Consider the following 12,408-nt stretch of genomic DNA (forward strand, 5'->3'; position numbering starts at 1 on the left):
AGTAGGACACCGCCGGACTAACTTCAGGACAGGGTCCTGACCAGGGTCGAGAACCCCTAACAGGTTCTCCCCGGTCAGGGCCCTGTCTCTTTTCATGTCCATGGACGGACTAGAATGGTCCGTTGGCTCGCCCGACGGGTGGGCGCAAGTGTCGAAAACTTTTTCAATAGTGGCAGGAGGCCAGGTGTCCGAGTTCGGTCGACGTGACTCAGATGATGGCGCGTCCGGCCGGTCGGGTCGCCGGGACGACAGTCCCCGCGGAGGCCGGTCTGACGCGCAGCGAGGTGACCGGCGTGGTTCCGCCGGCGGCAGGCAGGACCGGGGCGGCCGCGACGGCGGCTACCAGGGCCGCCCGCGCCGTGACGACCGCGGTGCCCGCGGCACGAGCAGCTATTCCGGCAAGCCCGGCCGCGGCGGCGACGGTCCCCGTGACCAGCGCTCCGGTGGCAGCCGCTTCGGTGGCCAGGGCCGCGACGAGAACCGTCCGCGCTACAACGACGACCGGTCCGGCGGCCGCGACAGCCGTGACAACCGCGGTGGCGGTTACCGGTCCGACGATCGCCGTGACAGCCGGGGAAGCGACCGCGGTGGTTACCGATCCGACAACCGGGACAGCCGTGACAACCGGGGCGGTGGCTACCGCTCGGACGACCGTCGCGACAACCGTGGCGGCGACAACCGTGGTGGTTTCCGGTCCGACAACCGCGACAACCGCGACAGCAGGGACAACCGCGGGGGCTACCGTTCGGACAGCCGCGGCGGTGACAGTCGCGGTGGTTACCGCTCCTCCGACAGCCGTCCCGAGCGTCGCTACGACAACCGGTCCGACAATCGTTCGGACAGCCGCTCGGACAGCCGCTCCGAAGGCCGGTACGAGAAGCGTTCCGACAGCCGCCCGGCTCGTTCCGGCCACGGCTCGGACAACCGCGGTCGTTCCGACGACCGCCCGTCCGGCAACCGGTACGAAGGACGCCCCCAGGGCAAGTCCTATGGCGACCGCGACAACCGGGGCGGCGACGACCGTCGTCCGTCTTACCGCGACCGCGACGACCGCGGCGGTTCCCGTTCCGGTGGCTACAACGGCGACCGCCGTGGTCCGTCCTCGGGCGACCGTCGTCCCAGCAGCGGCGGCTACGAGCGCAAGTCCTACGGCGACCGCGACACCCGTGACAACAGGGGTGACCGGGACAACCGCGGTGACGACCGTCGTGGCGGCTACCGCCCTTCGGGAGACCGCCCGGAGAAGCGGTACGACGACAGGCGAAGCGATTCCCGCGGCGGCGAAGGCCGGTTCGAGCGCAAGCGCGACGACCGTCCCCAGCGCGACCGTTCCGAGGGCCGCAAGGACTTCCGCTCCTCGCCGCGCACCGAGGACAAGCCGGTCGACGACGAGACCTTGGCGCGCGAGCTGCTCGAGGCCCCGGAGCTTCCCGAGGGCATCGAGTTCTCCGACCTCGACGAGGAGGTCCGCCGGGAACTCCGCACGCTGCCCAAGGCGCTCGCGGAGACCGTCGGCAAGCACCTCGTGGCCGCCGGTGGCCTCGTCGACGAAGACCCCGAAGCCGCGATGGAGCACGCCAAGTACGCGAAGGCCAAGGCGTCGCGGGTCCCGATCGTCCGTGAGGCGCTCGGCCTGGTCGCCTACCACGCGGGCAACTGGTCCGAGGCCCTGTCCGAGCTGCGGGCCGTCCGCCGGATGACGCGGGCGGACGACCACATCGCGATCATCGCCGACGCGGAGCGGGCCATCGGCCGTCCGGAGCGGGCTCTCGATCTCGCGAAGGAGGTCGACAAGGAGCGCCTGTCCAAGGCGACCCAGATCGAACTCGCGATCGTCGCGGCCGGCGCGCGGCGCGACCTCGGCCAGCTCGACGCCGCCGTCGTCTCCCTCCAGGGTGACGACCTCAAGGCGGAGAAGCGGGATCCGTGGAGCGCCAGGCTGTTCTACGCCTACGCCGACAACCTCGCCGCCGCCGACCGCAAGGACGAGGCGATCCGATGGTTCCTGAACGCGGCAGAGGCCGACGAGGAGGACGAGACCGACGCCGCCGAGCGCGCCGCGGAGCTCACGAATGGCTGACGCCCTCTCGGCCGGGTACGACGCGGTCCTGTTCGACCTCGACGGCACGGTCTATCACGGCAGCAAGGTGGTCCCGGGCGCGCCGGAAGCACTCCGGGCGCTCCGGGACCACGGCACCGCCGTCCGCTGGGTGACGAACAACGCCTCCAAGGCGCCCGCGGAGGTCTCCGCGCATCTGGAGGCACTCGGACTCCCCGCGACCCCCGACGAGGTCCACACGAGCTCTCAGGCCGCCGCCGCCCTGCTGGGTGAGCGGCTGCCTCAGGGCGCCGTGGTCCTCGTCGTGGGCACGGAGTCCCTGGCCTCCCAGATCGAGTCCGTCGGCCACAAGACGGTCCGGGAAGCCGGTCCGGACGTGGCGGCCGTGGTGCAGGGGCACTCCCCGGAGAACACCTGGGCCGCGCTCGCGGAGGCGTGCCTCGCCATCCGCGCGGGCGCGCTGTGGGTGGCGACCAACGTCGACGCCACCTTGCCGACCGAACGCGGTCTGCTGCCGGGCAACGGCTCGATGGTGGCCGCCCTGCGCACCGCCACCGGCGTCGAACCGCTGGTGGCTGGCAAGCCGGCACCGCTGCTGTTCACCACGGCGGCGCGGGACGCGGGTGCGGAGCGCTCGCTCGTCGTGGGCGACCGGCTGGACACCGACATCGAGGGCGCGGTCGCGGCCGGGATCGACGCGCTCTGCGTCCTGACCGGTGTCGCGGACGCGAAATCCCTGGTCGAGGCGAGGCCGGAGGAGCGTCCGCGGTACCTCGCGGCCGACCTGTCCGGGCTGAGCAGCCGGGCGGAGCTGCTCGAAATCGGGCCCAAGGACGGCTGGCGGGTCACCGCACAGGGTGACGTGCTCGAAGCCGAAGGTGAAGGCGACGCCCTGGACCTGTTGCGCGCGGTGTGCGCGGTGGCCTGGGAGTCGGGGATCACCGAGGTCCGCGGTGTGGGCGACACCGCCCGCGCCGCGCTCGGCGAGCTGCGCCTCGCCTGACCAGCGCTGCTAACTTGGTGGGGTGCAAGACCACTTCCACCCCGTTCCGCGACCCCCGGTCCCCGGCCCGCCGCCGGTGCCGGGGCCGCCGCCTGACCAGTTCGCGCAGCAGGACACGGATCCCCGCGCCGGGATCGACGAAGCCGTCGCGGGTCTCGACGACCTCGCCGCGCTTCCGCTCTCGGAACACGTCGAGCGTTTCGAAGCCGTGCACACCGAACTGACGGTGGCGCTGTCCACCATCGACAAGGTCTGACCGCGTGCCCAAACGCGCCCGCCTGGACGCGGAGCTCGTCCGGCGGGGTCTCGCCCGGTCCCGCGAGCAGGCGTCAGCGCTGATCGCCGAGGGCAAGGTCACCGTGCGCGGGATGGTGGCCACCAAACCCGCGACCGGGGTCGAATCCGGCGCGCCGATCGTGGTGCGCGACGGCGACGACCCCGGCTGGGCCTCCCGCGGCGCGCACAAACTGCTCGGCGCGCTCGAAGCCTTCACCCCGCAAGGTCTTTCCACCGAAGGAAAGCGCTGTCTCGACGCGGGCGCGTCGACCGGTGGCTTCACCGATGTCCTGCTGCGCAACGGCGCCGCCACGGTGATCGCCGCCGACGTCGGCCGAGGCCTGCTGGACTGGCGCCTGCGCACCGACGACCGCGTGGTCGTCCTCGACAAGACGAACGTCCGCAACCTGACCCCGGAGGACCTCGGCGGCCAGGTCGACCTCGTGGTCGGCGACCTCTCGTTCATCTCGCTCAAACTCGTGCTGCCCGCGCTGGCCGCCTGCGCGCGGGACGGCGCCGATCTGGTGCCGATGGTGAAACCGCAGTTCGAGGTGGGCAAGGACCGGCTCGGCAGCGGCGGCGTCGTCCGTGACCCGGAGCTGCGGGCCGAATCGGTGCTGGGCGTGCTCGCCGAGGCCGAGAAGCTGGACCTGCGCCTGCGCGGCGTCGTGGCGAGCCCGCTTCCCGGGCCGTCCGGGAACGTCGAATACTTCGTCTGGCTTACCCGCGGGGCGGGGGAGACCCTCGGCACCGACGCCGAGCGGCTCGTCCGGACCGCAGTCCTGGAGGGACCCCAATGAGCGATCGCGAGGTGCTGCTGGTCGTGCACCCGGACCGGGACGCGACCCGGGACGCGGCACGCGAGGTGTCGGCCCGGTTCGCCAAGGCCGGGGTGCGGCTTCGGGTGCTCGACGAGGATGTCCGGGAGATGCTGGAGGCAGACGGCGGGATCGGCGCGCCCTGCACGGTCATGGCGCCGGAGCAGGACCCGGCCGCCGGCACCGAGCTGGTGTTCGTGCTCGGCGGCGACGGCACGCTGCTGCGGGCCGCGGAACTGGCGAGGCCGAACGGCGTCCCGGTCCTCGGGGTGAACCTGGGCCGGGTCGGCTTCCTCGCCGAGGCCGATTCGGACAAGCTCGCCGACACCGTCCAGCGGGCCGTCGACGGTGACTACCAGGTCGAAGAGCGGATGACCGTCGACGTCGTGGTCAGCGTCGACGGCGAGGAGACCGTCAGGACCTGGGCGCTCAACGAGGCCAGCGTGGAGAAGAGCTCGCGTGAGCGCGTGCTGGACGCGCTCATCGAGGTCGACGGAAGGCCCGTGTCGTCCTTCGGCTGCGACGGCGTCCTGTGCGCCACTCCGACCGGCTCGACGGCGTACGCGTTCTCCGCGGGCGGGCCGATCATCTGGCCGGACGTCCAGGCGTTGCTGGTGGTCCCGAGCAACGCGCACGCGATGTTCTCCCGGCCGCTGGTCGTCTCGCGCGACTCGGAGATCACCGTCGCCATCGATCCGGACGGCTCGCCCGCCGTCCTGACCTGCGACGGATCGCGGACCTTCGATCTTCCCGCCGGCGCGGCCGTGCGGGTCACCTGCGGCCGGGTGCCGGTGCGCCTGATCCGGTTGTGGGAAGGCCCGTTCACCGACCGGCTGGTGCACAAGTTCTCGTTGCCGATCAAGGGCTGGCGGGAGCGACACGCCCGCTGACGAGATGTCGTGAAAGGGCCTTTGAGGACAACTTTCGTCGTCAAGGCCCCGTTCATGACGTGGCGGGTGCGGGAATGGTCGGGGTGGGCCGCTACGGTGGGCGTCGTGCTGGCCGAGATGCGCATCCAGGGCCTCGGAGTCATCGAGGACGCCCTGCTGGAACTGCACGCGGGCTTCACCGTGGTCACCGGTGAGACGGGTGCGGGCAAGACGATGGTCGTCAGCGGGTTGCACCTGCTCTCCGGCGGCCGAGCCGAAGTGTCCAAGGTGCGGACGGGAATGCTGAAGGCCTTCGTGGAAGGCCGGTTCGAGCTGGGCGGTGCCGAGGGCGCCACCCGGATCGTCACCGACGCCGGGGCGGAGGTCGACGAGGACGGCAGCGTCATCGCGCTGCGCGCGGTCTCGGTCGACGGCCGGTCCCGCGCCCACCTCGGTGGCCGTTCGGTGCCGGTCGGCGTGCTCGCCGACCTGTCCGAGCAGCTGATCGCGGTCCACGGGCAGAACGATCAGCTGCGGCTGCTGCGGCCCGCCGAGCAGCGAGCGGTGATCGACCGGTTCGCCGGTGAGGCCGTCGCCGAACCGCTCGAGCAGTATCGAGCCGTGCGGGACGAATGGCTCGCCGTCGTCGCCGAACTGACCGAGCGCTCCACCCGCTCCCGTGAGATGGCCCAGCAGGCGGATCTGCTGCGCCACGGGCTCACCGAGATCGACGCCGTCGCGCCCGAACCCGGCGAGGACACCGAGCTCACCGAGCAGATCAAGCGGCTCGCCGCGGTCGACGAGCTGCGCGGTGCGGCCAGTGCGGCGCACGCCGCCGTCGCCGGTTCGCCGGACGGGGACCCGGACGTGCCGGGCGCGCTGGGGCTGATCGGCGAGGCGACCCGGCACCTGACCGGTTCCGAGGACGCCGTGCTGCGTGACCTGGGGCCCAGGCTGGACGAAGCCTCGGTGCTGCTGTCCGAAGTGGGCGCCGAGCTGGGCAGCTACCTCGAAACGCTCGACGCCGACCCCGCGCTGCTGGAGAAGGTGCTCGCGCGCCAGGCCGACCTGAAGCGCCTCACGCGCAAGTACGCGGCCGATGTGGACGGTGTGCTCGCGTGGGCGGACGACGCCCGCCGCCGGATGTCCACGATGGACACCTCGGAGGAGGCGCTGGCCGAACTGGCCAAACGCCGCGACGAACTCGCCGTCACCCTGGCGGAACACGCCCTCACCTTGTCGGAAGCGCGGATCGAGGCCGCCGCCGAGCTGGCCGAGGCGATCACCGCCGAGATGTCCGGGCTCGCCATGGGCCAGGCGGAGATCGAGATCACCGTCGAGCGCCGCACCGTCGACGAGAGCGACGCGCACGCGGTGAAGGTCGACGGCAGGCTGGTGCACGCCGGTCCCGACGGGGTCGACGACGTCGAACTGCTGCTGCGGGCGCACAACGGCGCTCCGCCCCTTCCGGTGCACAAGGCCGCTTCCGGCGGTGAGCTTTCCCGCGTGATGCTGGCGATCGAGGTCGTCCTCGCGCATGCGGACACCGTGCAGACGCTGGTGTTCGACGAGGTCGACGCCGGGGTCGGCGGCCGTGCGGCGGTCGAGATCGGCAGGCGGCTGGCGCGGCTGGCGCGCAGCCACCAGGTCCTGGTGGTCACGCACCTGCCGCAGGTGGCCGCGTTCGCCGATCAGCATCTGGTGGTGGACAAGGGCACCAGCGGCGGGGTGACCCGCAGTGGCGTGCGCGTGCTCAAGCAGTCGGAGCGCGTCGTCGAACTCGCCCGGATGCTCGCCGGAATGGAAAGCACCGAGACCGGCCGGGCGCACGCGGAGGAATTGCTCGCCGTGGCGGAGGCCGACAAGAGCGCGCCGGACAAGCCCAAGGCCCGTCGCGGCGGAAAGCGAAAGAAGTCGAAGTAAGCTCCACCTGCGTGAGTCCGTGAAGGCCTCCTTCCCTACCTTCAGGGTAGTGAAGGAGGCCTTCATTGCTTCTCTCGCTCTGGCCGGGTCGAGGTACTCGGTAAGTGTTGCGAAAGCCCCTTTCGCAACCTTCAACGTTGTGAAAGTGGCTTTCGCAACGTTCGTGGCGGGAGGCCGCGGCCGGACCGGTGTGGGTTAATCGGTGTGTCTTCATCGGCGTGGCGGACGCAGAAGGCCGCGCGGATTTGTCACTATCGGTCGCATGAAGCTCACCGGCTTGCTCACGCGTAACCAAGAGACCCTCCCCGGGATCATTGGCGTCGCCAGGGTCGACAGGCGCACGCGTGAGCTGCTCCGCCGGCTGAGCCCGGGTGACATCGTGGTCCTCGACCAGCTGGATCTCGACCGCTCGACGGCCGATGCCTTGGTGGAGGCCGAAGTCGCCGCGGTGGTGAACGCTTCGCCGTCGATCTCCGGCCGGTTCCCCAACCTGGGCCCGGAGATCCTGCTCGAAGCGGGCATCCCGCTGGTCGATTCGGTCGGCGGCGAACTGCTGCGCAAGGTGAAGGACGGCACGAAACTCCGCGTGCACGAGGGCGTCGTCTACATCGGCGAGCGGCAGATCGGATCGGGGATCCAGCAGACGCGCGAGAGCGTCGCGGACCAGATGATCGAGGCCAAGGCCGGGATGTCGACCCAGCTGGAGGCGTTCTCCGCGAACACGATCGAATTCCTGCGCCGGGAACGCAGCCTCATCCTCGACGGCGTCGGCGTTCCGGAGATCCGGGTCCCGCTGCGGGACCGGCACGCGCTCGTGGTGGCGGGCGGCAACGGGCACGCCGAAGACCTCAAGAAGCTGAAGAAGTACATCTCCGAGCACCGGCCGGTGCTGATCGGTGTCGACGCCGGGGCCGACACCCTGCGCGCGCAGGGCTACCAGCCGGATGTCATCGTCGGCGACCCGCACGGGATCGGCGCGGAAACGCTGCGCAGCGGCGGCGAGGTCGTGGTCCCGGCGCAGCCGGACGGGCACGCGCCGGGTGTCGAGCGCATCCAGGACCTCGGGATCGGCGCGGTCACCTTCCCCGCGACGGGCAACGCCGAGGACCTGGCGCTGCTGCTGGCCGACGCGCACGAGGCGAGCCTGGTGGTCACCGTCGGTTTCCAGGCGACGCTGCGGGAATTCCTCGACCACGGCCGGTCCGGGTCGAACCCGTCGACGTTCCTCACCCGGCTCAAGCTCGGTACGAAACTGGTCGACGGCAAGGCCGTCGCGACGCTGCACCGCAGCCGGGTGTCCATCGGCGCCATCGTCCTGCTGGTCGTCGCGACCTTGGTGGCCGTCGCGGCCGCGCTGCTGGTCTCCGACGTGGGTTCGGTCTATCTCGACTGGATCCGTGAGACCTGGAACTCGTTCATCGCCTGGGGCAAGGGACTCTTCACGTGATTTCTCTGCGGTACCACATCGTTTCCATCGCCGCCTGCTTTCTGGCGCTCGCGCTCGGGGTGGTGCTCGGCTCGACCGCGCTGAACGGTTCGCTGCTTTCGGGCCTCGCCAGCCAGAAGGAGGATCTGGGTTCCCAGGTCGCGGATCTGGAGGCGCAGCGCAATTCCCTCAACGCCCGGCTCAGCGACGCGGACACCTTCGCCGGCGCGATGGGGCCGAAGGTCGTCGCCGGTCAGCTGGACAAGCGTTCCGTGGTGCTGGTGACCACAGAGGACGCGAAGCCCGCGGACCGCGACGCGCTCAAGCAGCTCGTCGGGCAGTCTGGTGCCGCCGTCACCGGCGAGATCCAGCTGACCGAGGCGTTCTCCGACCCGATGCGGTCCGACCAGCTGCGTGACGTCGTGACGCGGTTGCAGCCCGCCGGGGTCCAGTTCCCGACCGCGGGCGACCCGGGCACCCTCGCCGGCGCCCTGCTCGGCTCGGTGGCGTTGCTGAACAAGGACAACGCGCAGCCGCAGTCCACGCCGGTGGAACTGGCGGCCGCTCTCGGCGGGCTCACCGACGGCGGTTTCCTCAAGACCGGTGGCGACGTGAAGCCCGCGCAGCTCGCGATCGTGCTCACCGGCTCCAAGTACACCGGTGACGGCGCCGGTGACCGCGCCTCGACCGTCGCGCGGTTCGCCGCGCAGCTCGACCGTTCCGGCGCGGGCACCGTCCTGGCGGGCGACGCGGGATCCGCCGACGGCACCGGCGCGATCGGCGTCGTCCGCGCCGACACCTCGTCGACCTCGATCCTGTCCACTGTGGACAACGCGGAGACCGCCGCCGGCCGGGTCGCCACGATCATGGCGCTGCGCGAGCAGCTCGAAGGCGGCGCCGGCCGCTACGGCATCGCGGGCAACGCCCAGGCTCCCGCTCCCGGGATCGCCGCCGACGGCAACTGACGCTTCCGCATTCAGTCCTCTGGACGCGGTACTTGCGTGTGCAAGGACCGCGTCCAGAGGACTAAATGCGTGGAGGGGGAGTGGGCCAGACGCGGGACTTGGGGAGCGGGCGGGCGTAGGAGCCGGCCCGGCTGGTCTTGAGATCGAGGGCGACCAGGGATTCGGCCAGGCGGACCGCGGCGGCGACGCCGTCGATCACCGGGATGTCGAGCATCGCGGAGATCCGCCGGTCCAGTCCGGTCATCCCGGCGCAGCCGAGGACCAGGACCTCCGCGCCCGCGTCCCTGGCCCGGCGCCCGGCGGTCAGGAGCGCCGATTCCGTCCGGCGTTCGTCGGTCAGTTCGAGGACGCCGAGCCCGGCGCCGACGACGCCGACACAGTTCTGGGCGACACCGGACGCGTGCAGACTGTCTTCGATCAGCCCGCAGGTTCTGTCCAATGTGGTCACCACGCCGTAGCGTCTTCCCAGCAGACAGGCCAGATGCGCGGCCGCCTCGGTGATGTCGACGACGGGGACGTCGAGGAGTTCCCTGGCGCCTTCCCGGCCGTGCTCGCCGAAACCGGCCATCACGAGCGCGTCGAAGGGTTCGTCCAGCCCGTTCAGGAGGTCGAGGACGGCCGCGGCGCTCAGGAAGCTGTCCAGCCAGCCTTCCGCGGATTCCGGGCCCCACGACGGCGTTCTGGCCAGGATTTCGGTGCCGGGGCTCGCCGCGGCACGGGCGCCCGCCTCGATCTCCTTGGTCATCGCCTCGGTGGTGTTGCAGTTGGTGACCAGGATCCGCATCACGCGACCCGCTGTTTCCGAGAAACGGCGAAGTACAGCGCGGCCGCTGAAGCGGTGCCGATGAACCACGAGTACGGCGCGGCGGGGGCGAAGAACGGCACGAGGGCGATGACCGCGGACAACGCCGCCGTCGGCAGGAACGTGACCATCGCCCGCGGGTTGAACCCGCGGTTGTAGTGGTACGGCGAATCGGGCCCGGCGACGAACAGCTTGCCGACGTCGATCCGGCCGCGCTTCACCAGGTAGTAGTCCACGATCATGATGCCGAACAGCGGACCGAGGAAGGCGCCGAGGCCGCCGAGGAAGTAGTTGACCACTGCGGGGGAGGAGTACAGCTTCCACGGCAGCACGCACAGCGCCGCGACCGCGCTGATCATCCCGCCGATGGTGAAGGTGATCCGTTTCGGCCAGATGTTGGCCAGGTCGTAGGCGGGGGAGACGAAGTTCGCGACGATGTTCACGCCCATGGTGGCGATCGCGAAGGTCAGCGCGCCGATGATCAGCACCGGTGTGTTGTCGATGCGGGCCAGTAGTTCGGCCGGCTCGGTGATGGCCTCACCGAACACCTGGAGGCTGCCGGCGGTGACGAGCACGGACAGCAGCGCGAACGCCGTCGAGTTGATCGGGAGGCCCCAGAAGTTGCCGCGTCGCACCGTCTTCTGGTTCGGGGCGAACCGGGAGAAGTCGCAGAAGTTGAGCATCAGGGTGCCGTAGATCGACAGGATCAGGCCCACCGCGCCGAACCACTGCCGTACTTGCTCCCCTGTGGACAGTGCCTTCGGGTTGCCGGTCAAGGAGATGTTCCAGTCCGCGGCGGCCAGGACCCACACCGCGAGGGCGATCATCACGATCCAGATGCCCGGACCGCACCAGTCCTGGAACTTGCGCACCGCTTCCATGCCGCGGGTGAGCACCAGCGCCTGCGCGAGCCACAGCGCGATGAAGCAGATCCAGCCGAGCGCGTGCAGGCCGAGGAAACCCACCTCTGTCAACGGTTTCAGTCCGGGATCGATCGCGAGCACGAGCAGCGTGATGGCCACGGAGGCGAGGTAGGTCTGGATGCCGTACCAGAAGATCGCGATGATCGCGCGGATCAGCGCGGGCAGGTTCGCGCCGAAGGTGCCGAAACTGATGCGGGCGACGACGGGGAAGGGGACGCCGGTCCGCTGTCCGATCCGGCCCATCAGGTTCATGCCGAAGTAGATGAGCACGAAGCCGGTCAGCAGCGCGGTGAACACCTGCCAGGCCGAGAGACCGAGGACGAACAGGCCCGCCGCGAAGGTGTAGTTGCCGAGGTTGTGCACGTCCGACATCCACAGCGCGAAGATGTCGTAGACCTTCCAGCGCCGGTCTTTCGCCGGGGCGAGATCCTCGTTCCAAAGGCGGGGATCGGGCTGATCCGCGGCGGTCGCTTCGGTCCGGGTGGCTGGGGCGGCGGTCATGCGGGCCTCCGATCGACGGGCAGCTCCGGTCGATTTGGTATCCCAAAATTTGGCATCCCAAATATCACCCCGCGGTGGCCCGTCGTCAAGGTTTCTGCCGATAAACTCGGGTTACGGGCTGTTACGGCAGTGTTGAAAGAGGGGGTCGAGTGGCCGAGGAAGGACCGCGGCAGCCGCTGGCCGCGACCCGGCAGCGGGTCCGGGACGAGCTGCGCGAACGGATCCTCACCGGACGGCTGAAGCCGGGGGACCGGCTGGTCGAACGGGAGCTCGCCGAGGACCTCGGCGTCTCGCGGGTCCCGGTGCGCGAGGCCATCCGCAGCCTGGAGGCGGAAGGGTTCCTCGCCGTCCAGTCACCCCGGCGCATCGTCGTGCGCCGGCTGGCCAAGGCCGACGTCGAGGAGCTGTTCGACGTCCGGGAGGCGCTCGAAGGGCTCGCCGCCGGGCTGGCCGCCGAACGGGCGGGCAAAGCGGGACTCCGCGCGCTCGAACGTCTCCTCACCGACGCCGCCCGCGCCACCGAAAGCGGCGACCCGGCCCGCATCACCGCGCTCAACACCCGCTTCCACGACGAGATAGTCGCGCTGGCGGGCAACGGCCTGCTGCACGAGATCCTCCGCCCGCTCGAAGGCAGGCTGCGCTGGCTCACCAGTCAGAACGAGCACTGGGGCGAGCTGCTCGACGAGCACCGCCGCCTCTACGACGCGATCGCTTCGGGCGACGCGGACCGCGCGCGGGCCCACGCCGTCGAGCATGTGCGGGTCAACCGGCAGGTCACGCTGAAGACGCTGTTCCCGGAGGACGACGGAGAACGCTCCACCGGCTGAATCGGACATGCCAGAC

Annotated in this window: 11 protein-coding genes; 9 read left to right on the plus strand and 2 right to left on the minus strand. The window is 70.6% G+C overall.

Annotation, left to right across the window (positions count from 1 at the left end; genetic code table 11):
• Positions 1 to 184: 184 nt before the first annotated feature.
• The 8 genes from B0293_RS10890 (at position 185) to B0293_RS10925 (ending at position 9,339) form a co-directional block, all read left to right on the plus strand.
• Positions 185 to 2,080, plus strand: coding sequence for a hypothetical protein (locus B0293_RS10890; protein ID WP_005153426.1), 1,896 nt, complete (start codon positions 185 to 187; stop codon positions 2,078 to 2,080).
• A complete protein-coding gene (locus tag B0293_RS10895) occupies positions 2,073 to 3,062 on the plus strand; it encodes an HAD-IIA family hydrolase (protein WP_005153428.1) in 990 nt (329 codons plus the stop codon). Before B0293_RS10890 ends, B0293_RS10895 begins: the two co-directional genes overlap by 8 nt.
• A 76-nt stretch (positions 3,063 to 3,138) precedes the next feature.
• A complete protein-coding gene (locus B0293_RS10900; protein WP_005153430.1) occupies positions 3,139 to 3,318 on the plus strand; it encodes a hypothetical protein in 180 nt (59 codons plus the stop codon).
• Between the two features lie 4 nt (positions 3,319 to 3,322).
• Positions 3,323 to 4,138 (plus strand): TlyA family RNA methyltransferase, encoded by an 816-nt coding sequence (locus B0293_RS10905; RefSeq protein WP_005153432.1) that lies wholly within the window; start codon positions 3,323 to 3,325, stop codon positions 4,136 to 4,138.
• Positions 4,135 to 5,046 carry an NAD kinase gene (locus B0293_RS10910; RefSeq protein ID WP_005153433.1) on the plus strand — a complete coding sequence of 304 codons (912 nt, stop codon included), beginning with the start codon at positions 4,135 to 4,137 and terminating at the stop codon, positions 5,044 to 5,046. The genes B0293_RS10905 and B0293_RS10910 overlap by 4 nt, the downstream gene beginning before the upstream one ends.
• A 54-nt stretch (positions 5,047 to 5,100) precedes the next feature.
• Complete coding sequence (gene recN, locus B0293_RS10915; RefSeq protein ID WP_085939611.1) at positions 5,101 to 6,948, plus strand: DNA repair protein RecN; 1,848 nt, start codon at positions 5,101 to 5,103, stop codon at positions 6,946 to 6,948.
• Positions 6,949 to 7,210: 262 nt separating this feature from the next.
• Entirely contained in the window at positions 7,211 to 8,395 is a 1,185-nt protein-coding gene (gene steA / locus B0293_RS10920) for a putative cytokinetic ring protein SteA (protein WP_005153437.1), read from the plus strand.
• The gene (locus tag B0293_RS10925; RefSeq protein ID WP_005153439.1) at positions 8,392 to 9,339 is read left to right on the plus strand and encodes a copper transporter; all 948 of its coding nucleotides are present in this window, start codon (positions 8,392 to 8,394) and stop codon (positions 9,337 to 9,339) included. The genes steA and B0293_RS10925 overlap by 4 nt, the downstream gene beginning before the upstream one ends.
• 61 nt (positions 9,340 to 9,400) lie before the next feature.
• On the opposite strand, the gene B0293_RS10930 is transcribed toward B0293_RS10925, so the two are convergent.
• On the minus strand, positions 9,401 to 10,123 hold the full coding sequence (locus tag B0293_RS10930) for an aspartate/glutamate racemase family protein (protein WP_039916306.1): 723 nt from the start codon (positions 10,121 to 10,123) through the stop codon (positions 9,401 to 9,403).
• Positions 10,123 to 11,565, minus strand: coding sequence for an NCS1 family nucleobase:cation symporter-1 (locus B0293_RS10935; RefSeq protein WP_005153443.1), 1,443 nt, complete (start codon positions 11,563 to 11,565; stop codon positions 10,123 to 10,125). The genes B0293_RS10930 and B0293_RS10935 overlap by 1 nt, the downstream gene beginning before the upstream one ends.
• 149 nt (positions 11,566 to 11,714) lie before the next feature.
• Between B0293_RS10935 and B0293_RS10940 the strand changes: the two genes are divergently transcribed.
• On the plus strand, positions 11,715 to 12,392 hold the full coding sequence (locus B0293_RS10940; RefSeq protein ID WP_005153445.1) for a GntR family transcriptional regulator: 678 nt from the start codon (positions 11,715 to 11,717) through the stop codon (positions 12,390 to 12,392).
• Positions 12,393 to 12,408 lie beyond the last annotated feature (16 nt).

The organism is Amycolatopsis azurea DSM 43854 (genome assembly GCF_001995215.1).
Classification (GTDB): domain Bacteria; phylum Actinomycetota; class Actinomycetes; order Mycobacteriales; family Pseudonocardiaceae; genus Amycolatopsis; species Amycolatopsis azurea.

Coding starts and splice junctions, on each gene's coding strand:
- B0293_RS10895 (WP_005153428.1), top strand. CDS start 2,073: ATGGCTGACGCCCTCTCGGCCGGGTACGACGCGGTCCTGTTCGACCTC.
- B0293_RS10910 (WP_005153433.1), top strand. CDS start 4,135: ATGAGCGATCGCGAGGTGCTGCTGGTCGTGCACCCGGACCGGGACGCG.
- recN (WP_085939611.1), top strand. CDS start 5,101: ATGACGTGGCGGGTGCGGGAATGGTCGGGGTGGGCCGCTACGGTGGGC.
- steA (WP_005153437.1), top strand. CDS start 7,211: ATGAAGCTCACCGGCTTGCTCACGCGTAACCAAGAGACCCTCCCCGGG.
- B0293_RS10930 (WP_039916306.1), bottom strand. CDS start 10,123: ATGCGGATCCTGGTCACCAACTGCAACACCACCGAGGCGATGACCAAG.
- B0293_RS10935 (WP_005153443.1), bottom strand. CDS start 11,565: ATGACCGCCGCCCCAGCCACCCGGACCGAAGCGACCGCCGCGGATCAG.